19 protein-coding genes are annotated in these 20,895 nt (G+C 71.1%); 3 read left to right on the forward strand and 16 right to left on the reverse strand.

What is annotated here, in order from left to right; translation table 11 throughout:
* Positions 1-81 precede the first annotated feature (81 nt).
* The 3 genes from ACZ4QV_RS36065 to ACZ4QV_RS36075 all read right to left on the reverse strand — a co-directional run bounded on the left by ACZ4QV_RS36065 (position 82) and on the right by ACZ4QV_RS36075 (position 2,850).
* Entirely contained in the window at positions 82-1,095 is a 1,014-nt protein-coding gene (locus ACZ4QV_RS36065) for an ABC transporter substrate-binding protein (protein ID WP_361159807.1), read from the reverse strand.
* Between the two features lie 284 nt (positions 1,096-1,379).
* Positions 1,380-2,108: an ABC transporter permease gene (locus tag ACZ4QV_RS36070; protein ID WP_361159810.1), complete on the reverse strand. Its 729-nt coding sequence runs from the start codon at positions 2,106-2,108 to the stop codon at positions 1,380-1,382.
* A 4-nt stretch (positions 2,109-2,112) separates the two neighbouring features.
* Complete coding sequence (locus ACZ4QV_RS36075; protein ID WP_361159813.1) at positions 2,113-2,850, reverse strand: ABC transporter permease; 738 nt, start codon at positions 2,848-2,850, stop codon at positions 2,113-2,115.
* Positions 2,851-3,042: 192 nt separating this feature from the next.
* Between ACZ4QV_RS36075 and ACZ4QV_RS36080 the strand changes: the two genes are divergently transcribed.
* Positions 3,043-4,272 (forward strand): ABC transporter ATP-binding protein, encoded by a 1,230-nt coding sequence (locus ACZ4QV_RS36080; protein WP_361584608.1) that lies wholly within the window; start codon positions 3,043-3,045, stop codon positions 4,270-4,272.
* 44 nt (positions 4,273-4,316) lie between these two features.
* Here the strand turns inward: ACZ4QV_RS36080 and ACZ4QV_RS36085 are convergent, their stop codons facing one another.
* From ACZ4QV_RS36085 to ACZ4QV_RS36110, 6 genes are all read right to left on the reverse strand, one after another.
* Positions 4,317-4,799 carry a DUF3180 domain-containing protein gene (locus ACZ4QV_RS36085; RefSeq protein WP_361159820.1) on the reverse strand — a complete coding sequence of 161 codons (483 nt, stop codon included), beginning with the start codon at positions 4,797-4,799 and terminating at the stop codon, positions 4,317-4,319.
* A gap of 149 nt (positions 4,800-4,948) precedes the next feature.
* Positions 4,949-5,542, reverse strand: a complete 594-nt coding sequence (gene folK / locus ACZ4QV_RS36090; protein WP_361159823.1) for a 2-amino-4-hydroxy-6-hydroxymethyldihydropteridine diphosphokinase — start codon at positions 5,540-5,542, stop codon at positions 4,949-4,951.
* Positions 5,539-5,898: a dihydroneopterin aldolase gene (gene folB, locus ACZ4QV_RS36095; RefSeq protein WP_030019216.1), complete on the reverse strand. Its 360-nt coding sequence runs from the start codon at positions 5,896-5,898 to the stop codon at positions 5,539-5,541. The genes folK and folB overlap by 4 nt, the downstream gene beginning before the upstream one ends.
* A 415-nt stretch (positions 5,899-6,313) precedes the next feature.
* Complete coding sequence (locus tag ACZ4QV_RS36100; protein ID WP_361159827.1) at positions 6,314-6,820, reverse strand: nuclear transport factor 2 family protein; 507 nt, start codon at positions 6,818-6,820, stop codon at positions 6,314-6,316.
* Positions 6,817-7,737, reverse strand: coding sequence for a dihydropteroate synthase (gene folP / locus ACZ4QV_RS36105; RefSeq protein WP_361159830.1), 921 nt, complete (start codon positions 7,735-7,737; stop codon positions 6,817-6,819). Before folP ends, ACZ4QV_RS36100 begins: the two co-directional genes overlap by 4 nt.
* Before the next feature lie 90 nt (positions 7,738-7,827).
* On the reverse strand, positions 7,828-9,672 hold the full coding sequence (locus ACZ4QV_RS36110) for a phosphatidylglycerol lysyltransferase domain-containing protein (protein ID WP_361159833.1): 1,845 nt from the start codon (positions 9,670-9,672) through the stop codon (positions 7,828-7,830).
* A gap of 139 nt (positions 9,673-9,811) precedes the next feature.
* On the opposite strand from ACZ4QV_RS36110, the gene ACZ4QV_RS36115 reads away from it, so the two are divergent.
* Positions 9,812-10,927: an alpha/beta hydrolase gene (locus ACZ4QV_RS36115; RefSeq protein WP_467764016.1), complete on the forward strand. Its 1,116-nt coding sequence runs from the start codon at positions 9,812-9,814 to the stop codon at positions 10,925-10,927.
* 171 nt (positions 10,928-11,098) lie between these two features.
* Here ACZ4QV_RS36115 and folE read toward each other — a convergent pair whose 3' ends face one another.
* The 6 genes from folE to dacB form a co-directional block, all read right to left on the reverse strand.
* Positions 11,099-11,704, reverse strand: a complete 606-nt coding sequence (gene folE, locus ACZ4QV_RS36120; protein WP_361155633.1) for a GTP cyclohydrolase I FolE — start codon at positions 11,702-11,704, stop codon at positions 11,099-11,101.
* 235 nt (positions 11,705-11,939) lie between these two features.
* A complete protein-coding gene (ftsH, locus tag ACZ4QV_RS36125) occupies positions 11,940-13,958 on the reverse strand; it encodes an ATP-dependent zinc metalloprotease FtsH (RefSeq protein ID WP_361155632.1) in 2,019 nt (672 codons plus the stop codon).
* Between the two features lie 284 nt (positions 13,959-14,242).
* Positions 14,243-14,782, reverse strand: a complete 540-nt coding sequence (gene hpt / locus ACZ4QV_RS36130) for a hypoxanthine phosphoribosyltransferase (protein ID WP_030077134.1) — start codon at positions 14,780-14,782, stop codon at positions 14,243-14,245.
* Positions 14,783-14,870: 88 nt separating this feature from the next.
* Positions 14,871-15,962, reverse strand: a complete 1,092-nt coding sequence (gene tilS / locus ACZ4QV_RS36135) for a tRNA lysidine(34) synthetase TilS (protein ID WP_361584617.1) — start codon at positions 15,960-15,962, stop codon at positions 14,871-14,873.
* Positions 15,963-16,172: 210 nt separating this feature from the next.
* Positions 16,173-17,321: a zinc-dependent metalloprotease gene (locus ACZ4QV_RS36140; protein WP_361155630.1), complete on the reverse strand. Its 1,149-nt coding sequence runs from the start codon at positions 17,319-17,321 to the stop codon at positions 16,173-16,175.
* Between the two features lie 391 nt (positions 17,322-17,712).
* Positions 17,713-19,206 carry a D-alanyl-D-alanine carboxypeptidase/D-alanyl-D-alanine endopeptidase gene (gene dacB / locus ACZ4QV_RS36145; RefSeq protein ID WP_361155645.1) on the reverse strand — a complete coding sequence of 498 codons (1,494 nt, stop codon included), beginning with the start codon at positions 19,204-19,206 and terminating at the stop codon, positions 17,713-17,715.
* 200 nt (positions 19,207-19,406) lie between these two features.
* On the opposite strand from dacB, the gene ACZ4QV_RS36150 reads away from it, so the two are divergent.
* The gene (locus ACZ4QV_RS36150) at positions 19,407-19,904 is read left to right on the forward strand and encodes an inorganic diphosphatase (RefSeq protein ID WP_004571927.1); all 498 of its coding nucleotides are present in this window, start codon (positions 19,407-19,409) and stop codon (positions 19,902-19,904) included.
* A 97-nt stretch (positions 19,905-20,001) separates the two neighbouring features.
* Here the strand turns inward: ACZ4QV_RS36150 and ACZ4QV_RS36155 are convergent, their stop codons facing one another.
* On the reverse strand, positions 20,002-20,862 hold the full coding sequence (locus tag ACZ4QV_RS36155) for a hypothetical protein (protein ID WP_361155629.1): 861 nt from the start codon (positions 20,860-20,862) through the stop codon (positions 20,002-20,004).
* Between the last annotated feature and the right edge of the window lie 33 nt (positions 20,863-20,895).

Consider the following 20,895-nt stretch of genomic DNA (forward strand, 5'->3'; position numbering starts at 1 on the left):
TGGCGTCCTCGTGGCATGGCCTGAAACTTACCGTGCGTGCGGGACCTATGGGGCCCCGCCCGCCGGTTCGTTTCCCGGTGGTTACTTCTTCGCCAGTCCCTTCGACTCCAGATATGCGTTCGCGACGTCCTGCGGCTTCTGCCGTTCCGCGTCGACCTTGCGGTTCAGTTCGATCAGATCGGCGGTCGTCAGCTTGTCCCTGAGCTTGCCCAGAGCCGCCTCGATCTCCTTGTCACCGGCGCTCTCGGCATTCACCACCGGCAGCACATTGTCGGCATTCTGCAGCTTCTTGTCGTCCTTCAGCAGCACCAGGCCGAAGTTGTCGAGCGTGGCGTCCGTCGTGGTGGTCAGCACCATCTGGTCCGTGCCGTCCTTGACGGCCTGCTTGGCCTGCGTGGTGCCCACGCCCTTCGGATCGATGCCCGTCACGGCTATGCCGTAGACCTTCTCCAGGCCCGGCTTGCAGAACGGCCGCGTCTCGCACTCCTCGCCCGCCGCCAGCCTGATCTTCTCCTTGGAGCGGCCGAGGTCCGAGAGCGTCTTGAGGTGGTGGCGGTCGGCGAATTCCTTGGTCACCGCGAACGCGTTCTGGTCCGTCGCCTCCCCGGCCGGCAGCACCTTCAGCCCGCGGGGTTCCGCGAGCGCCTTCAGCGCGGCGACCGTCTCGCCGATGTCGCTGGAGGCGACGGGCTTCGCGTTCGGCCCGTTCTTCTTGGCGTTGAGGAATTCGGCGAGGGTCGAGGCGTATTCCGGTACGACGTCGATCTGGCCCTTCTCCAGCGCCGGTTCGTACAGCTCACGATTGGCGAGCGTCTTGACGGTGGTGCGGTATCCCGCATCGCTAATGATCTTGGAATAGATCTCCGCGAGCACCTTCGACTCGGTGAAACCGGCCGAGCCGATGACGATGTCCCCCTTACCGCCACCGCTCTTCGCGCCGCCCTTCTCCTCCAGGCTCTTTCCGCCGCAGGCGGCCAGCCCGCCCGCCAGCGCGAGCGCGGCCCCCGCGGCGAGCGCGGCCCGCACCGTACGGGACGGTCTACGGCCGGGGCGAGGGCGATGGCTGAGGGTCTGGCTGTTCGGGTCCTGGTTCATACCGATTCACCGTCCAAGGAGGAGAGAGAGAAAAGTCCATGTGCAAGCCCCGGACACCGAGGCCGTCTCGTCACCGGGCCACGACCGCCGGGCCACGACCGCCGGGCCGCGACCGCCGGGGCGGCCACCCGGCCACGGCCACCGGAGCACGACCGCTGGGGCACGGCCACCAGGCCACGACCACCGGGCCGTCCGCCACGCCCGCCCACGGCCACCGGAGCACGACCGCTGGGGCACGGCCACCAGGCCACGACCACCGGGCCGTCCGCCACGCCCGCCCACGCCTACGCGGGGCTCCCGGCCCGGGCCGCGTCGTCCGCCGGTTCACGGGACTTGCGCGCCCGGCCGCGGCCGCGCCGCATCGGGTCGAAGGCCCGGTCCGTCAGCACCAGCAGTCCCTCGACCAGCAGCGCCAGTACGGCGACCAGCACCGCGCCCGCGACCACCTGCGGCGTGTTGTAGTTGCCGAAGCCGGCGGTGATGATGCGGCCGAGGCCGCCGCCGCCCGCGAGCGCGGCCAGCGTCGCCGTGGCCACGACCTGGACGCCGGCCGACCGCAGGCCCGTCATGATCAACGGGTAGGCGAGCGGCAACTCGACCCGCAGCAGCAGCTGCGGCCCGGACATGCCCATCCCGCGCGCCGCCTCGATGACGTCCCGGTCGGCCTCCCGCATGCCCACGTACGCGTTGGTGAGCAGCGGCGGCACCGCGAACAGCACCAGCGCGACGATCGTCGGCCAGTCCCCCGCCGTGCCCAGCGGACTGAGCGTCAGCAGGACCAGGACCGCGAACGTCGGCACGGCGCGCCCCACGTTGGAGATGTTGACCGCCAGTGCCCCGCCCTTGCCGATGTGGCCCAGGTACAGGGCGACCGGCAGGGCGATCAGGCAGGAGATCGCCAGGCACATCGCGCTGAGGTAGACATGCTCGCCGAGCCGGTGCCACACCCCTTTCTCCCCGGCCCAGTTGGCCGAGGCCGCCAGCCAGTCCCAAGCGCCCGTTATCGCGTCCATCGCCTCAGGCCACCGCCTTCTTCGCCGTCCGGCCCGCCGCCCGCCGCTCACGCCGTGCGCGGGACCGTGCCCGCGCCTGCGCCCGGGTCCACGGCGTCAGCAGCCGCTGGAGGCCGATCAGCAGGACGTCGGCGGCCACCGCCAACAGCACGCACAGCACCGAGGCCGTCAGCACCTCCGCCTTGAAGAAGCCCTCCATGCCGCTGGATATGAGATTGCCGAGGCCGCCGTAGCCGACCACGGCGCCGATCGTCGTCATCGCCACCGTCGAGACCGTCGCGATGCGCAGCCCGGCCGTCAACGCGGGCAGCGCCAGCGGGAGTTCGACACCGAAGAGCAGCTTCACGGGGCCGTAGCCCATCCCGCGCGCGGCCTCGCGGACCTCCTGCGGCACCGATTCCAGCCCGGCGAGGATGTTCCGGACCAGGATCGTCAGCGAATACAGCACCAGGCCCGTGACGACCACGGCGGCCGAGACGCCGAAGACCGGTGTCAGCAGCGCGAACATCGCCAGCGAAGGGACCGTGTACAGAATCGTCGTCAGCCCGAGGACCGGACCCGCCGCGGCCCGCCAGCGGCGGGCTGTGAGCGCCAGCGGAAAGGCGATCAGCAGGCCGATGACGACGGACACCAGCGTGATGCCCACGTGCTGGACGGTGGCATCCAGCAACTCCTGGCTCCGCGTCCGGACATACTCACCGCAGATCCAGTCGTTCGCCTCCAGGCAGCTCTGCGCGCTCACCCGCGGTCACCTCCCCCGCCCTGTCGCTCACATTTTCGGTGACTGTCTGCGACCCTATCCCCCACCACTGACAATCCGACCGGCCCGCCATCCAGCCGTAACAAGACACACGTGACGGGACGGATTCCGCGGGCAGGAGCCGGAGCACAGCGCGCCTACCCGGCCGGCGGCCGTCCACACTGGGGAACCACCATGATCCGATTCGAGCACGTCACCAAGAGCTATGCCGACGGGACCACCGCCGTCGACGGCCTCTCGTTCGAGGTCGCGGAGGGCGAGCTGGTCACGCTCGTCGGACCGTCCGGCTGCGGCAAGACCACGACGATGAAGATGGTCAACCGGCTCATCGAACCCACCGACGGCCGTATCTACCTGGACGGTACGGACATATCGACCATCGACCCCGTCGAACTGCGCCGCCGCATCGGCTACGTCATCCAGCAGGTCGGCCTCTTCCCGCACAAGACCGTGCTGGACAACACGGCGACCGTCCCGCACCTGCTCGGCTGGCCGCGCAAGAAGGCCCGCGCCCGCGCCGCCGAACTCCTCGACCTGGTCGGCCTGGACCCCTCGCAGTACGGGGACCGCTACCCCGACCAGCTCTCCGGCGGGCAGCGCCAGCGAGTCGGCGTCGCCCGCGCGCTCGCCGCCGACCCGCCCGTCCTGCTGATGGACGAACCATTCGGCGCGGTCGACCCGGTCGTCCGCGAGCACCTCCAGACGGAGTTCCTGCGGCTCCAGTCCACGCTCCACAAGACGGTGCTCTTCGTCACCCACGACATCGAGGAAGCGGTACGGCTCGGTGACCGCATCGCCGTCTACGGGGCGGGCCGCGTCGAGCAGTTCGACACCCCGGCCACGGTGCTGGGGGCGCCGGCCACCCCGTACGTCGCGGAGTTCGTCGGCGCCGACCGCGGGCTCAAGCGGCTCTCGGTGACCCCGATCGAGACCGGCGACCTGGAGCAGCCGCCGGTGGTCCGGCTCGACGACGACGCGGCGCGGGCGGCCGCGCGGCTCGTCGAGGAGGGCGCGGCGTGGGCCGTGGTCCTGGACGCGGACGGCGCCCTGCACGGCTGGGTCTCGGCGGCGGGCCTGAAGGCCACGGGTCCGCAGACCGCGGGCCTGAAGGCCACGGCTCCGCAGGCCGCGGGCTCCGGAACGGCGACGGCGGCGACCGGGCGTGAGGTGCGCGACCACGCGCGGCGCATGGACGCGTGGCTGCCGCTCGGGGCGCCGCTGAAGCAGGCGTTCAGCACGATGCTCCAGCACGACGCCGGGTGGATCGCGGTCCTGGAGGAGGAACGATTCCTCGGTGTGCTGACCCCTGCGGCGCTGCACGCGGCGCTGCGGCGGTCCACGGCGGCCGACGCGGGCCGCCTGGCGCGCGACGAGGTCGTGGTGGAGAGCGTTCCCGGCGCGTAGCGGCGCGGGGCGCCGGGGGTGGCGGCGGGTGCCGTCACCGCCCCCTACGCCGCGCTCGCCCCCGCCTCGTCATCGTCCTCCGGGAGCTTGCACACGCGCTCCAGGAACAAGGCGGCCAGCACCACCGCCACACCGGCCAGGACCGAGAAGCCCGCATGAATGGCCTGGTCACGGCGGGGCTCGACTGCGAGGTCCGTGGTGAGCAGGAAGACGCCGACACCGCCGTACACACCGGCCACCACGGAGGCCACCAGGGCGCTCGCCTGGCCGAAGACGACGGCGCGGGCGGCCACCAGCGGGTCGACGCCCCGGGCGTCGGGGCGGCGTTCGCGCTGGGCCTTCAGCCGGGAGCGCAGGGACACGGCGGTGGCGGCCAGGACGGCGGCGATCAGGGCCAGTACGACGGGGGCGGCCAGCGGCACGCCGGGAAGGGTGCCGAAGGAGTCCCACAGCCGGGCGCCGGCCCAGGCCAGCACTCCGGCTGCCAGGAACAGCCCGCCCAGCACCTTGATGTGTAGCTGCTTCACCGAGCGTTCGCCCCTTGTGCCCTCGTCCTCGTACGTGTGGTGCGGAATGCGGATGTGCGCATGGTCGTGCGGCGTTCGTGCGTCACGGCAGGTCCGGCGTACGGTGCCGGCGGCCGGCGACGCCGGTGCCGCGCCCACCGGTCCAACGTCTACTCCGGCAGCCGCAGTTCCAGGTCCACCCGCGGTACGACGCCCTCGCGGCCGACCACCGAGAGCAGCTCGGCCACCGCGCCGCGGCCCGGGACCTCCGCCTCCGGGTCGACATCGTGCCAAGGCACCAGGACGAAGGCGCGCTCGTGGGCCCGCGGGTGGGGCAGGGTCAGCAGCGGGTCCTCGGAGACGACGTCCTGGTACGCCAGGATGTCGACGTCGATCGTGCGCGGCCCCCAGCGCTCGTCACGGACCCGCTCGAAGGCCTCCTCGATCGCGTGGCCGCGCTCCAGCAGGGAGGCGGGCGGCAGCGTCGTCTTGATGAGCACCACCGCGTTGAAGTACGACGGCTGCGACCCGGGGTCGACGCCCCACGGCTCGGTCTCGTACACCGGCGAGACGGCCTTGACGCGGACGCCGGGGGTGTCCTCCAGCGCGTCGACGGCGCCCTGGATGGTCTCCAGGCGGTTGCCGAGGTTGCTGCCGAGGGAGATCACGGCGCGTTTCGGGTTGGAGAGCGTCACGTCCGCGGCGTCCACCCGCTCCACCACGGACGTGGGCACCGGCTGCACGGTCGGGTCACTGCTGGTCATACTCGGCTCCGGGTGATGGTGATGGTCACGTCGTCAAAGGGGACGGTGATCGGGGCGTCCGGCTTGTGGACGACCACCTCCACCTCCTGCACCCCCTCGTGCTTGAGGCACTGGCCGGCGATGCGCTCCGCGAGCGTCTCGATGAGGTCGACGGGCTCGCCCTCGACGACGGCCACGACCTCCTCCGCCACGACGCCGTAATGCACGGTCTTCGCGAGGTCGTCGGTCGCCGCCGCCGGGCGGGTGTCCAGGCCCAGCACCAGGTCCACGATGAAGGTCTGGCCCTCTTCGCGTTCCCGGGGGAAGACCCCGTGGTGCCCTCGGGCCTTCAGCCCACGCAGCGCGACACGATCCACGCGAATCACACTCCCACTGGTCCCATTGGCACCTCTGGTACCACTGATCGTCGGAATTGCGGGCGGGGACCAGAGACTCGTCCGGCACGCCGCCCCATCATCGAATCTACCTGCGAGCACCGACAGTGTTTGCCCACGGGGGCCGTGGACAAGGCCCGTACGACTGCTGGGCGGCTCTGCCGGGGCGTACAGACGGTCGTCCGCGCGGCCACTACCCGTGGCCCCGCGGTCCCACCCCTACCCGTGCGGCACTTGGCTCGAACGGGTGCGCCGGAGTCGACCTCGCTGACGCTTCCCGCTGACGGGCCCGGCGGCGTCGTCGCAGGCCGTCGGCCTGGCGTCGGTCACCGTACGGCCACGGAACAGTCACCAGGTCCCCGCGAAAACGCGCGAAGTCTTCACGCGAGTTTCACGTTCAGACCCCGCCGCCCACGCCTCCGGCGCCCGGCCCGTCGCCACCGGGCCCGGCCGCGTCGCCGTTCCCGTCCCCGCCCCCTTCATCGTCCTGGTCCGCCAGGACGGGCGAGCCGTGGTGCGACCAGACCCGCCAGCCCTCCTCCGTACGCCGGAAGACATTGGTCGCGACGACCAACTGGCCGATCAGCGGCCCGACCGAGCCGTCCTCCTCCGCCGGCCCGCCGCTGAGGATGTTCTCGGTGCAGGTGACCAGCGCGGTGTCGCCGAGGACGTCGATCTCCACATCCGTCAGGAAGAACTGGATGTACTCGGTGTTCGCCATGATCAACGCGTACGAGCGCAGCACCTCGCCGCGCCCGCGCAGCACCGGCCAGCCCGGGTGCACCACGCTCACCTGGCCGTCCATCCACATCTCGGACATGGCCGCGTGGTCACCGCGCTCCATGGCCTCGTACAGGTCGGTGTTCGCCTGCTCGACCAGCTCGATGTCCGTACGTGGACTCACACCGCTCCCGTCGCGTCCGCCGCACCCGCGGCGCCCGTCACACTCGTCCCGTCCGTCCCCGGCGCCGCGCCTTCCACGGCACGGGCCACCCGTACCGCGTCCGCGCTCGCGCGCACCTCGTGCACCCGCACCGCCCAGGCCCCCTCCCGCGCGACCATCGCCGACACCGCGGCCGTCGCCGCGTCCCGCTCGCGGGCGGGCGGCGGAGCGGCCTGCGCGTCCCCTGCCAGCACCCTGCCCAGGAAACGTTTGCGCGAAGCGGCCACCAGCAGGGGGCGGCCCAGCTCCCGCAGCCGCGCCAGCTGCGCGATCAGCGCGAGATCGTGCCCGGCCTCCTTGGCGAAGCCCAGTCCGGGGTCGACGACGATGCGCCCGGGGTCGATGCCGCCGTCGACCGCCCGGTCCAGGCTCTGGCGCAGCTCGCCGAGCACCTCGGTGACGACGTCCCCGTACACGGCCCGGTTGTTCATGTCGATGGACCGGCCGCGCCAGTGCATGACCACGAACGGCACCCCGGCGGCGGCGACCACCGGCACCATCGCCGGGTCGGCCGCGCCCGCGCTCACGTCGTTGACCAGCCGCGCGCCGGCCGCCACGGCCTGCTCGGCCACCGAGGCGCGCATGGTGTCCACGGACACCACGGCCCCGGCGGCGCACAGCTCCCGCACGACGGGCACGACCCGGCGCAGCTCCTCCGCCTCGTCCACCCGGGCGGCGCCCGGCCGCGTCGACTCGCCGCCCACGTCCACCAGGTCGGCGCCCTGCGCCACCAGGTCCAGGCCGTGCTTGACGGCCAGCTCGGTGTCGAACCACTGCCCGCCGTCGGAGAACGAATCGGGCGTCACGTTCACCACGCCCATCACCGCGCAGCGGTCCCAGTCCGGAAGTCCGGCCACCCGGCCGCGCAAGGTACTCATGGCACCAGCCTAGGCGCCGGGAACGAGGACGCCGCCCACCCCCGGGAGGGGACGGACGGCGCCCGGAACGCTGCGGTGCCAGGTCCCGGCCTACGCCGCCGGCTCCACCTCGTCCACGCCGATCGGCGCCTTGGTGTGCGCGCACGGGCGCGGCTCGGGGGCCTTCCTTCGGCGCAGCGCGCGGGGCAGGCCCAGCTCCAGGTAGCCCTCGGCCTGGAGCGCGGCCAGGCCGATGCGCGGGATGTCCCGGCTGTTGCGGAAGACCACGAAGCGCGGCTCCCAGCGCGGCCGGAACTTGTCGTTGAACTTGTACAGCGACTCGATCTGGTACCAGCGCGACAGGAAGATCAGCATGCCGCGCCAGATCCGGATGACCGGCCCCGCGCCCAGCTTCTCGCCGCGCTCCAGGGAGGAGCGGAAGACCGCGAAGTTCAGCGACACCTGCTTGATCTTCAGGTCCGGGGCGGCCTGGAGGGAGGCGACGATCAGCAGCTCGTTCATGCCGGGGTCGGCGGAGCGGTCGCGGCGCATCAGCTCCAGCGAGATGCCGTCCTTGCCCCACGGTACGTAGTGCTGCATGGCCTTCAGGTCGCCGAACGGGCCGGGCCGCTCGCCCTCGGCCGGCGCCAGGTGCGCGGTGGCGATCACGGCGTCACCGTCCCGCTCGGCGTCGATGCGGCCCAGCGCCATGGAGAAGCCGCGCTCGGTGTCGGTGTCGCGCCAGGCGTCGGCGGCCTGCTGGACACGCGCCAGCTCCTCGGGCTCCAGGTCGCGCACCCGCCGTACCCGGGTCTCGTAGCCGTTGCGCTCGATGCGCTTGACCATCTGCCGTACGTTGCGCATCGAGCGGCCGGTGAGCGTGAAGTCCGCCACGTCGACGATCGCCTCGTCGCCCAGTTCCAGCGCGTCCATGCCGGTCTCGCGGGTCCAGACCTGGCCGCCGGTCTCGCTGCAACCGGTGACGGCCGGGGTCCAGGAGTGCGCCCGCGCCTCCTCCATGAAGCGCTCGATGGCGCCCGGCCACGCCTCCACGTCGCCGATCGGGTCGCCGCTGGCCAGCATCACCCCGGATATCACCCGGTAGCAGACGGCGGCCTTGCCGGTCGGCGAGAAGACCACGCCCTTGTCGCGGCGGAGCGCGAAGTAGCCGAGGGAGTCGCGGCCGCCGTGCTTGGCGAGGAGTTCCCGCAGCTGCTCCTCGTCCTGTCCGGTGAGCCGGGCGGCCGGGTGCTCGGGGCGGAAGGCCAGGTAGGCGGTGGTGGCGACGGTCAGCAGGCCGAGCGCGCCGAGCGAGTAGCCGACGGTGTAGTCGACGTTGTTCACGTACCGGACCGGGCCCTCGAAGCCGAAGAGACCCCACATGACGTGCTTGAACCGCTCCCACACCGACGGATCGCCGATGATCTTGTGCGGGTGGGAGTTCACGATCACCAGGCCGAGGCCGAAGCTGATGCCGCCCAGGGCGACGAAGTTCAGCAGGGCCTTCACCCGGCTGCGCGGGTCCGGCAGCGCATCGAAGGCGCGCCGGTGCCACACCAGGAAGGCCAGCAGGGCCAGCGAGAGCGCCGCGCCCACGATGGAGTGACGGTAGACGAGCTGGGCCGCGATGCCCACCGGCAGCAGCGAGACGGCCGCCACCCAGGCCCGGCGCTTACGCCGTTTGAGCCCGTGGGCGAGCATCAGCAACAGGATCCCGACGACGATGGAGGAGGCCGCCGCCAGGGCGCTCACGGCACCCGGCAGGACCTCCGCCAGGGCATGCAGCCTGCTGTGCCGGAAGCGGGGAAAGAGCCCGGCGACCAGGTTGAGCAGTCCGACGACCGCGCCGGCCGTCCCCACCAATGGCGGCACCTTTTCCGGGCGGGGGCCGCGCAGCCAGCGTGGCGGACGCCACGCAACCGTCCCGGACTTTTCGCCATCTAGCTTGTCAGACATTACTTTCCCGTCGCCCCGGTCGAGAGAAGTGCGAGCCTTAGTCGCAGCATCTGGACTTTTGCGCCCTGTATGACGGCGTTTCAGGGCCCGGGGTTCCACCCGCGGCACGGACGACCGGCCGCCCGGAAGAAAGCACCACATGGGTCTCACCAGCAAAAAAGTGCTGCTCTTGGCCGTCCTTTTCGCGGTAGCGCTCTTTGTTCTCACGATCTGGCTGTGGCCGCGCCTGTCCCGGCAGAACTGGCGCACGGTCCTCGGCCGCATCGGTCTGCTGCTGGCGACCCAGCTGTCGATCTTCGCCTCCATCGGCCTCTTCGCGAACAATTCGTTCGGTTTCTACGCATCGTGGGCGGACCTGTTCGGCCAGGAGCAGGAGCCGGGCGTGGTGACGAATCATGAGACCGGCCCGAACGGCACCAAGCTGAAGATGCTCGGCAGCGAGCACGTCGGCGTACCCGGCGGATCCAAGCCGCACGTGGGCGGCCGGATAGACAAGGTCGTGCTGCAGGGCGAGAAATCCAAGATCAACAGCCCGGCGTTCGTCTACCTGCCGCCGCAGTACTTCCAGGCGAAGTACGCGAAGAAGCGTTTCCCCGCCTCCGTGGTGCTGACCGGCTACCCGGGCACCGCACAGGCCCTCTACAAGAAGCTGCACTTCCCGCAGACCCAGCACGAGCTGGTCCGCAAGAACAAGATGCAGCCGACGATACTGGTGATGATGCGCCCGACCGTCGCGCCGCCGCGCGACACGGAGTGCGTGGACATCCCGGACGGCCCGCAGACCGAGACCTTCTTCACCCATGACGTGCGGCACGACATAGCCAGCCACTACCGGGTGGGCACCGCCGCCAGGAACTGGGGCGTCATAGGGGACTCCACCGGCGGCTACTGCGCCCTGAAGATGCCGATGCGCTACCCGAAGGCCTTCTCGACCGGCGTGGCCCTCTCCGGCGCGTACAAGGCCCCGCTGGACGCCTCGACCGGCGCGCTCTTCGGCGGCGACAAGCAGCTGGAGCGGGAGAACAACCTGCTGTGGCGGCAGAAGAACCTGCCCGCGGCACCGGTGAACCTCCTCGTCACCTCCAGCAAGCAGGGCGAGGACAACTACAAGGAAACGCTGAAGTTCATCCAGCAGACCAAGTCCCCGGGCAAGATCGCCTCGATCATCCTGGACAGCGGCGGCCACAACTTCAACACCTGGCGCCGTGAGATACCCGCCGCCTTGGAGTGGATGGGCGGCCACCTCAAGGCGTAGCGGGGCATCGCCCCAGGGGGCGGCGTACGAAGCGGGCGGGGCCCGGTGGAGATCCACCGGGCCCCGCCCGCTTCGTACTGCTGCCCGGGGCCGCTCTGGACCGTCCGGGCGCCCGGAGGCCCCGTACGGGCTTCAGTCCCCGTACAGCGGCTCGGTGGCCGCCGCCGGGCGTCAGCGCGCCAGTATCAGGCTCATCGCCTCGGAGCGGGTCGTGGAGTCCCGCAGCTGGCCGCGTACGGCCGATGTGGTCGTCTTGGCGCCCGGCTTGCGTATGCCGCGCACCGACATGCACATGTGCTCGGCCTCGATCACCACGATGGCGCCGCGGGCCTCCAGGATGCGCATCAGGGAGTCCGCGATCTGCGTGGTGAGGCGCTCCTGCACCTGCGGGCGGCGGGCGAAGACCTCGACGAGGCGGGCCAGCTTGGACAGCCCGGTGATCTTGCCGCTGTCGGCCGGGATGTAGCCGACGTGGGCGACGCCGTGGAAGGGCAGCAGGTGGTGTTCGCACAGCGAGACGATCTCGATGTCCTTGACCAGCACCATCTCGTCGTGGCCGAGGTCGAAGGTGGTCGTCAGGACGTCCTCGGGCTGCTGGCGCAGTCCGGCCAGGATCTCCTTGTACGCCCGCGCGACCCGGGCCGGCGTCTCCAGGAGCCCCTCGCGGTCCGGGTCCTCGCCGACAGCGATCAGCAGCTCACGTACGGCGTTCTCGGCGCGCTTCTCGTCGAACTCGCCGATCGTGCCGTCGCCGTCCAGCGTCACCGGATCGGTCATCTCGTGCCTCGTTCCTGTTGCGCCCGCTCCACACGCGGAGTACCACACGTCCAGGCTAGAACCCGTGAGGCGCCACATTCATTCCGGGGCCGTTGTGGGCCCCGTCCCGAACCCGGCACGACGGGCCACCGACGACGAAGACCGGGCCCGTACGGAAGATTCCGTACGGGCCCGGTCTGCTTCCGGGCGGACCCGGTCGCCGTGTTCCATCACCGCTCGGTGAGCGGTCAGGCGGTCAGGCGTCGGGGGCCTGGTCCTCGGGGGCTTCGGCCTTGTCCGTCGAGACGGCGGACGAGGAGGCCGAGGGGGCGGAGCCGTTGGCCGGCGCCAGCTCCTTCGGCGACAGCACCGGCGGGCGCGTCGACGGCGTACGCCGCGAGGAGCCGGTCCACGCCGGACGGGCCGGGCGCTTGACGATGTGCTTGAAGACCTCGGCGACCTCTTCCTTGTTCAGCGTCTCCTTCTCCAGGAGCTGCAGAACCAGGTTGTCGAGCACGTCGCGGTTCTCGACCAGGATCTCCCACGCCTCGTTGTGCGCGGTCTCGATGAGCTTCTTGACCTCTTCGTCGACCAGCGCGGCGACCTCTTCGGAGTAGTCGCGCTGGTGACCCATCTCACGGCCCAGGAACGGCTCGGAGTTGTCGGAGCCGAACTTGATCGCGCCGAGCCGCTCGGTCATGCCGTACTGGGTGACCATGGCACGGGCCGTCGCGGTCGCCTTCTCGATGTCGTTCGCGGCGCCCGTGGTCGGGTCGTGGAAGACCAGTTCCTCGGCCGCCCGGCCACCGAGCATGTACGCGAGCTGGTCGAGCATCTCGTTGCGCGTGGTCGAGTACTTGTCCTCGTCCGGCAGGACCATGGTGTAGCCCAGGGCCCGGCCGCGGGACAAGATCGTGATCTTGTGAACCGGGTCGGAGTTCGGGGAAGCCGCCGCGACCAGGGCGTGTCCGCCCTCGTGGTACGCGGTGATCTTCTTCTCCTTCTCGGACATGATGCGGGTCCGCTTCTGCGGTCCGGCCACCACGCGGTCGATCGCCTCGTCCAGGAACTTGTTGTCGATCAGCTTGGCGTCGCTGCGGGCCGTCAGCAGGGCGGCCTCGTTCAGCACGTTCGACAGGTCGGCACCGGTGAAGCCGGGGGTGCGCTTGGCGACGGCCGACAGGTCGACGTCCGGTGCGACCGGCTTGCCCTTCTGGTGGACCTTGAGGATCTCCAGACGGCCCTGCATGTCCGGGCGGTCGACGGCGATCTGCCGGTCGAAGCGGCCGGGGCGCAGCAGCGCCGGGTCCAGGATGTCCGGACGGTTGGTGGCGGCGATCAGGATGACGCCGCCCTTGACGTCGAAGCCGTCCATCTCGACCAGGAGCTGGTTCAGCGTCTGCTCCCGCTCGTCGTGACCGCCGCCGAGGCCCGCGCCGCGGTGCCGGCCGACGGCGTCGATCTCGTCGACGAAGACGATCGCCGGGGCGTTCGCCTTGGCCTGCTCGAACAGGTCGCGGACCCGGGAGGCACCGACACCGACGAACATCTCGACGAAGTCGGAACCGGAGATCGAGTAGAACGGGACGCCCGCCTCGCCGGCGACGGCGCGCGCGAGCAGCGTCTTGCCCGTACCCGGCGGGCCGTACAGCAGCACACCCTTGGGGATCTTGGCGCCGACCGCCTGGAACTTCGACGGCTCCTGCAGGAACTCCTTGATCTCCTGGAGTTCCTCGACGGCCTCGTCGGACCCCGCGACGTCCGAGAACGTCGTCTTCGGCGTGTCCTTGGTGATCAGCTTGGCCTTGGACTTCCCGAAGTTCATCACCCGGGAGCCGCCGCCCTGCGTCTGGTTCAGCAGGAACAGGAAGACGACCGGGATGAGGATGAAGGGAAGCAGCGTCACCAGCATGCTGAGGAACGGGTTCTGCTTCGACGGGGAGACGGTGTAACCGTCCTTGATCTCGCCGGTCTGGTACCTGGCCTGCAGGGTCTTGGCCAGGTCGACGCCCTGGTCGCCGATGTAGCTCGCCTGGAGCTTGTTGGAGCCGTCGACCTTGTTGTCGCCCGACAGCTCGACCTTGATCTTGTTCTCGTCGCCGGTCGTCAGCTCGGCGGATTTCACCTTGTTGTCAGTGATCGCCTTGACGACCTGACCGGTGTCCACCGTCTTGTAGCCGCCGGACGAGCCGACGACCTGCATCAACACGACCACGGCGAGGACGGCCAGCACGATCCACATGACCGGCCCACGGAAGTATCGCTTCACGTCCATCCATACGGAGCCGTCTAGGCCCCGTCCCTCCTGCCACAGTGAGGCACAACAGCCCTGTGGAGGGCTGGTCGTGCGTACGGTGTATTACTGGCCCGAAAAAAGACTGACCTTCGGACGGTACCCCAGCATTGTCACCCGACGACGCCGCCCACGGTTAACAATGCAGCTTCGGATGCCGTTCTCCCTGCTCCAACGGCGACAAGCCCCTCGGGGTTCCCGTCGCCGGGCACCGGTCGGTCCCGGGCCCCGGCCGCATCGGAGGCGGCCGGACGGGTCCGCGCCGCTCAGCCGCCGTAGACGTGCGGCGCGAGGGTGCCCACGAACGGCAGGTTGCGGTACTTCTCCGCGAAGTCCAGGCCATAGCCCACGACGAACTCGTTGGGGATGTCGAAGCCGATCCACTTCACGTCGATGGCCACCTTCGCCGCGTCCGGCTTGCGCAGCAGCGTGCACACCTCAAGGCTGGCCGGCTCGCGGGAGCCGAGGTTCGACAGCAGCCAGGACAGCGTCAGGCCGGAGTCGATGATGTCCTCGACGATCAGGACGTGCTTGCCCTTGATGTCGGTGTCGAGGTCCTTGAGGATGCGCACCACTCCGGAGGACTGGGTGCCCGCGCCGTACGACGACACGGCCATCCAGTCCATCGTGACGGGGGTGGACAGCGCGCGCGCCAGGTCCGCCATGACCATCACGGCGCCCTTGAGGACGCCGACGATGAGCAGGTCCTTGCCCGCGTACTCCGCGTCGATCTTCGCCGCCAGCTCCGCCAGCTTCGCGTCGATCTCTTCCTTGCTGATGAGCACCGACTGAAGGTCGGAACCCATGTCCTTGTCGTCCACCCGTGCCACTCTCGCTCGGTTCGGTGTCGTGAGACTCGTGAGGCGGGGCGGTGCCCTTTCGATGTCCTGCGGCTCAGCCCTGCCGGATCACCAGTCTGCCACCCTGCCGTCGCACACCCACGCGCCCGGGGAGGTTGACGGTGCCCTGGCCCCGCCATCCGGTGATCAGCCGGTCCACTTCCTCGATGTGGCGGGCGAACAGCGAACCGGCCGGAGCGCCCGCCGCGATGGCGGCCCGGCGCAGCACCCGGCGACGGACGGCCGCGGGCAGCGCGTAGAGCGCGGTGGCGTCGAGCGTGCCGCGCTCGTCGAGGACCGTGCGCTCGGCGTCGGCGGCCCAGGAGTCCAGGGCGTCGGCGTCGTCCCGGGAGAGCTGCGCCGTACGGGCCAGGGCCTCCACGACGCCCTTGCCGAGCGCCTTCTCCAGCGCGGGCAGGCCTTCGTGGCGCAGCCGGGAGCGGGTGTAGAGCGGGTCGGAGTTGTGCGGGTCCTCCCAGACGGGCAGCGACTGGATCAGACACGCCTTGCGGGCGGTCTGCCGGTCGACCTCCAGGAACGGGCGGCGGTAGCGGCCGCCGCGGCCGGTCTTCGCCGCCATGCCGGACAGCGAGCGGGTGCCGGAGCCCCGGGCGAGCCCCAGCAGGACCGTCTCTGCCTGGTCGTCACGGGTGTGGCCGAGGAGGACGGCGGCGGCGCCGTGCCGCTCGGCGGCGGCGTCCAGCGCGGCGTAGCGGGCGTCCCGGGCGGCGGCCTCGGGGCCGCCCTCGCGGCCCACCTCGACGGCCACCGCGTCGACCGGGTCCAGTCCGAGGGAGCGCATCCGCAGGACGACATCGGCGGCGCGGACGTCGGAGCCGTCCTGCAAACCGTGGTCGACGGTGATGCCGCCGGCCCGTACGCCCAGCCGGGGCGCTTCGAAGGCCAGTGCGGAGGCGAGTGCCATGGAGTCGGCGCCGCCGGAGCACGCGACGAGCACCAAGGGGGGCCCGTCCGCCGGCTCGGGCGGCAGCAGCGGCGCCCCGGCGGGCCGCGCGGGGCCCGCGGCGACCGGCTGCTGCGCGGGGGTCGCGGGGGCCGGGGAGTGCGAGGTGTGGTGGTTCAGTACGTCGTGAAGTACGCGGCGGACCGCCACGCGTATCGCGGCGACCGCTGGATGGGGACCCATGTCCGTTTCCAATCGTCAGCTTGGGGGGCCTCGGGCCGTCTACGGCTTTTTCGTCACACAGAGTGCCTAGATGGTGACAGAGACGAGCAGTTCCCCGAGCATTGCACGCCTATCCTGCGGTCACGGTCCCTCAGAAGAGTGATTGAGGGGAGCGTTCACCAGCCTCGCGGTGCGCCCGGCTCACGACTCCGCACCGCCGGGCTCCGCCCCCTACCGGTGCACCCGCGCGACCCAGTCCGCCGGTTTGGCGATCTCCTGTTTCGTCGGCAGCGTGTTCGGCGACGTCCACACCCGGTTGAAGCCGTCCATGCCGACCTCGTCGACCACCGCCCGGACGAACCGCTCGCCGTCCCGGTACTGCCGCAGCTTCGCGTCCAGCCCCAGCAGCTTGCGCAGCGCCTGGTCGAGGCGGCCTGCGCCGCTGGCCCGCCGCTTCTGGAACTTCTCGCGGATCTCCGCGACCGACGGCACCACGTCCGGGCCGACACCGTCCATCACATAATCGGCATGCCCCTCCAGGAGTGACATCACCGCGGTCAGCCGGGCCAGGATCTCCCGCTGCGCCGGGGTCTGCACCAGGTCGACGAAGCTGCGGCCGCCCTCGTCGCCCTCCTCGCCCTCGGGACGGCCGCCGGTCAGCGACTGGGCGGCCTCCCGCAGCCGCTCCAGCAGCGTGCCCGGGTCGATCTCGGTCTCACCGAGGAAGGACTGGATCTCGCCCTCGATGTGGTCGCGCAGCCAGGGGACGGCCGTGAACTGCGTACGGTGCGTCTCCTCGTGCAGGCAGACCCACATGCGGAAGTCGTGCGGGTCGACCTCCAGCTCCCGCTCGACGTGCACGATGTTCGGCGCGACCAGCAGCAGCCGGCCGCCTCGTGCCGCGGCGGGCAGGTCCCGGCTCGCGGGCGCGAACGTCTCGTACTGCCCGAGGACCCGTGAGGCCAGGAACGACAGCAGCATCCCCAGCTCCACGCCGGTCACCTTGCCGCCGACCGCCCCCAGCACCGCGCCGCCCGGTACGGAGGAACGGCGCTCCTCCATCTTCTGCAGCAGCGGTTTGAGCACCGCCCGGAAGCCGGCCACGTTGGCCTTGATCCAGCCCGCCCGGTCCACGACCAGCACCGGCGTGTCCTGTCCCGGCCGGTCCTGCGCCGTGCCCGGCTCCCCCTCCGGATCCGGCCGCACCATGCGGGTGAACGCGCGCACGTGCTCCTCGGAGGACTTCGCGTGCCGTCGCAACTCGGCGACGATCGCCCGCGCCTCGTCCCGGCTCACCTCTGGTCCCGGCCGTACGAACCGGGTCGCGGTCGCTACCGCGAGGTTCCAGTCGACCATCTCCACACCACCGATGCTCGTCATGGGTTCACGGTACGTGGGCGCATCCGCTTGGGGTAGCGCGGCGCCCGTTGGGCGCGGGTTTCCGGGGCGCCGGTACCGGTTCGCATATGGCTGCGGGTCCGTTGCGCCTGCGGCGAGCGGTGGCCGCTGCGCGGCGCCCGTTGGGCGCGGACTTCCGGGGCACCGGTGCCGGTCCGCTTTCGGGTGCGGGTCCGTTGCGCCTGCGGCGGGCGGTGGCCGCTGCGCGGGGCTGTCAAGGTTCGGGGGCGGGCCTGCGCGGCGGGCCGCTCCGGCCCGCCCCCTTCCGTGAGGGGGGTGGGGAGGGGGTGGGTGGGGGTTGATCCGAGTGGTCGGGTGGCGCCTTGGATTCAGCGCTGACCGCAGTCGGTGGTGGGCGAGTGGCGCCTTGTCGTCAGTGGCAACCGCAGTTGGCCACTGCTGTGGCCATGCGGTCCAGTGCTTGTTGGGCGGACTGGGGGTCGGTGGTGTTGTTGGTCATGAAGGCGAAGAGGAGGAGGCGGCCTTCGGTGTCGACGACCGTGCCGGCGAGGGTGTTCACGCCGGTGAGGGTGCCGGTTTTGGCGCGTACGGTGCCCGCGCCCGCCTTCTCGCCCGTGTACCGGCCGCTGAGGGTGCCGGTGAACCCGGCTACCGGCAGGCCGGTGGCGACGGAGCGCAGTTCGGGGTGGTCGGGGGACGTGGCCAGGGTGAGCAGGCGGGTGAGGAGGGTGGCGGAGACCTTGTCGTCGCGGTCCAGGCCACTGCCGTCCTCGAAGACGGCGCCGGTCAGCGGGAGTTTCAGGTTCGCCAGGGTCTTGTGGACAGCCCGGCCGGCGCCCTCGAAGCTGGCCGGTTCGCCGGTGGCGAGGGCCGTCTGGCGGGCCAGTGCTTCGGCGATGTCGTTGTCGCTGTGGGTCAGCATCCGCTCGACGAGGCCGGAGAGCGGCAGGGAGCGGGTGGTGGCGAGACGGCGGGCCTCGGCGGGGGCGGTCGTGCTGGTGGGTGGGTCTTCGACCGTTACGCCGCGGTCGCTGAGCAGTTTCGCGAAGGTGCGGGCCGCGGCGGCGGCCGGGTCGGTGGCGCGGGGCGCCGGGCCGGAGCGGGACGTGTCGAGGCGTCCCTCGTCCGTCATGAGGGGAGTGACGGGGGCGATGTTCTCGTTGGGGCTTATGGGGTGCAGGGCGGGGCCCGTGTAGGCCGACGTGTCGTAGCCGAGGCGGATCTTGGCGGTGCCGCGCTTCTTGAGTGCGCGGGCCGTGTCGTCGGCCAGTGTGCGCAGGCTGGCGGGCCGGTCCTGGGCGTCCTGCTCCGGGGCGCGGGCGGTGAGGGTGGGGTCGCCGCCGCCGACCAGGACGAGGCCGCCGTCCGCGCCCTCGACGACGGTGGTGTCGATGCGGTGGTCGGGGCCGAGCGCGGAGAGCGCGGCGGTGGCGATGGCCAGCTTGACCGTCGAGGCGGGGGTGGCGTTCCGCCCGGAGCCGGCGCCGAAGAGTTCGCGGCCGGTGGCGGAGTCCACGACGGAGGCGGTACGCAGCGAGCCGAGCGCGGGGTCCCTCAGGAGCGGTGCGAGGGTCTTCGCCATGCCTTCGGTGCCGGGCGGGGGCGCGGGGGTGCCGAGCGCGGCCAGGACGGGCGGTGCGGCGGCAGGGCCGTCCGGAACGTGATGCTCGCCACGCGTTCCGCCGGGCGCCGCGGCGCGGGCACGCTCCGCCGTACGCTGACCGGAGTCCCACGGACCGGCCGCCACCACCGCTCCGGCCGCGACCAGCAGGCCCAGGGCGGTGGAGCTGGCGGTCAGCCGTACGGTCTGCCGCTGCTGCTTGGACGCCGCCCACCAGGCGGTACGGGCGGAATCCGTGGCGGACCGGTAGGCCGTACGCGCCGATCCGGCCGCCGAACGGGTCATGGACACGGCGGCGGAACCCGCCGACCGCGCCGAGCCCGTCGCCGTCCGGGCGGAACGTTGCGCCAACCGCTGCGCGGCCCGCCACCTGACCTGCCACGACCTGGTCTCCGGCACTTAGGACCAGCCCCTTTCGCCACCACACACCTGCGTGGGGGACACTTAATCACCAGACGTATGTGTTGATCATGGAGGAGCCACCCGTGGAGTTCGACGTCACCATCGAGATCCCGAAGGGTTCGCGGAACAAGTACGAGGTGGACCACGAGACCGGACGGATCCGTCTGGACCGTCGACTCTTCACCTCGACCAGCTACCCGGCCGACTACGGCTTCGTCGAGAACACCCTCGGCGAGGACGGCGACCCGCTGGACGCGCTGGTCATCCTGGACGAGCCGACGTTCCCCGGATGCCTGATCAAGTGCCGCGCCATCGGCATGTTCCGGATGACCGACGAGGCCGGCGGCGACGACAAGCTGCTGTGCGTCCCGGCGTCCGACCCGCGGGTGGAGCACCTGCGCGACATCCACCACGTGTCGGAGTTCGACCGCCTGGAGATCCAGCACTTCTTCGAGGTCTACAAGGACCTGGAGCCGGGCAAGTCGGTCGAGGGCGCGGACTGGGTCGGCCGCGCCGAGGCCGAGGCCGAGATCGAGGCGTCCTTCAAGCGCCTGGAGGCGCAGGGCGGCGCCCACCACTGAGCCTCGCGGTTCTTTTCGCGTACGCGAACGGGCGGCACCCCTTCGGCGGGGTGCCGCCCTTCGTCGTGTCCCGGCCGCAGGCGGGTGCGGCGGTGGGCTACTCGGAGGCGGGGGCGAGCGCCGCGGGGGCCTTCCCGGGGCCGGGCAGCGCCGCCTGCTTGTCGCCCTGGGCGAGGACGTAGAGAAGTGCGGGGTGCGTGGCCCCGAAGGCCAGCACGAAGCGGTTGAGGCCCATGAACTGCCCGATGCCCAGGTGGAACAGCGTCATCGAGCCGAGCCACGCCTTGGCCGCGGGCTTCGGCAGCACGAAGACCAGCGGGAAGCCGACCTCTGCGGCGACCGTTCCCCAGGTCACGACCTTGCCCACCATCGGGTACCGGTGCACGAGCTTGAAGACACGCTGGTCACCGTAGTTCTGCGTACGGATGACGCCGCTGAACGCCTCGCCGCTGAGCCACATCGGCGACACCAGCTTGACCACGCCGGACGCGACGTAGGAGATGGTCGTCTCCAGGGCCAGGGCCCGCATGGCCACGTCGCGGGCCTTCTCGTCGTCCTTGAAGGTGCCGGTCGAGGCCAGCACGACGTTGATCACCTGTTGCAACTGGTCGGCGCCGTCCCCGCCGAAGGGGGTGTGCAGCCGGCCGGCCGCGCCGGTGGCCGCCAGGACGGCGCTGCCCGCCGCGCGTACGCCGCGCTTGTGGCCCCAGACCAGCGTGGCGGCGGAAGCGCCCGCCTGGACGCCGTACAGGGCGACCGCCGCCTTCTTCGAGCTGAGGGCACGGGTCAGCCGGGGGAAACGTTTTGCCAGCTTGGGGCGCATGCTTCCCAGCTGGCCGCTCAGCAGCTCGCCGTCCTCGAACTTACGGTGCTGGCTCAGCATTTCCAGTGCGGAGACCAGCGTGCCCAGCGAAGCCACTCGGCGAGCCGTGACCTCGGGCGGAGCGCTGAGAAACATGAGTGGGTGCTCCCTGTGGATCGAACATGACTA

Source organism: Streptomyces sp. NPDC026394, assembly GCF_055567735.1.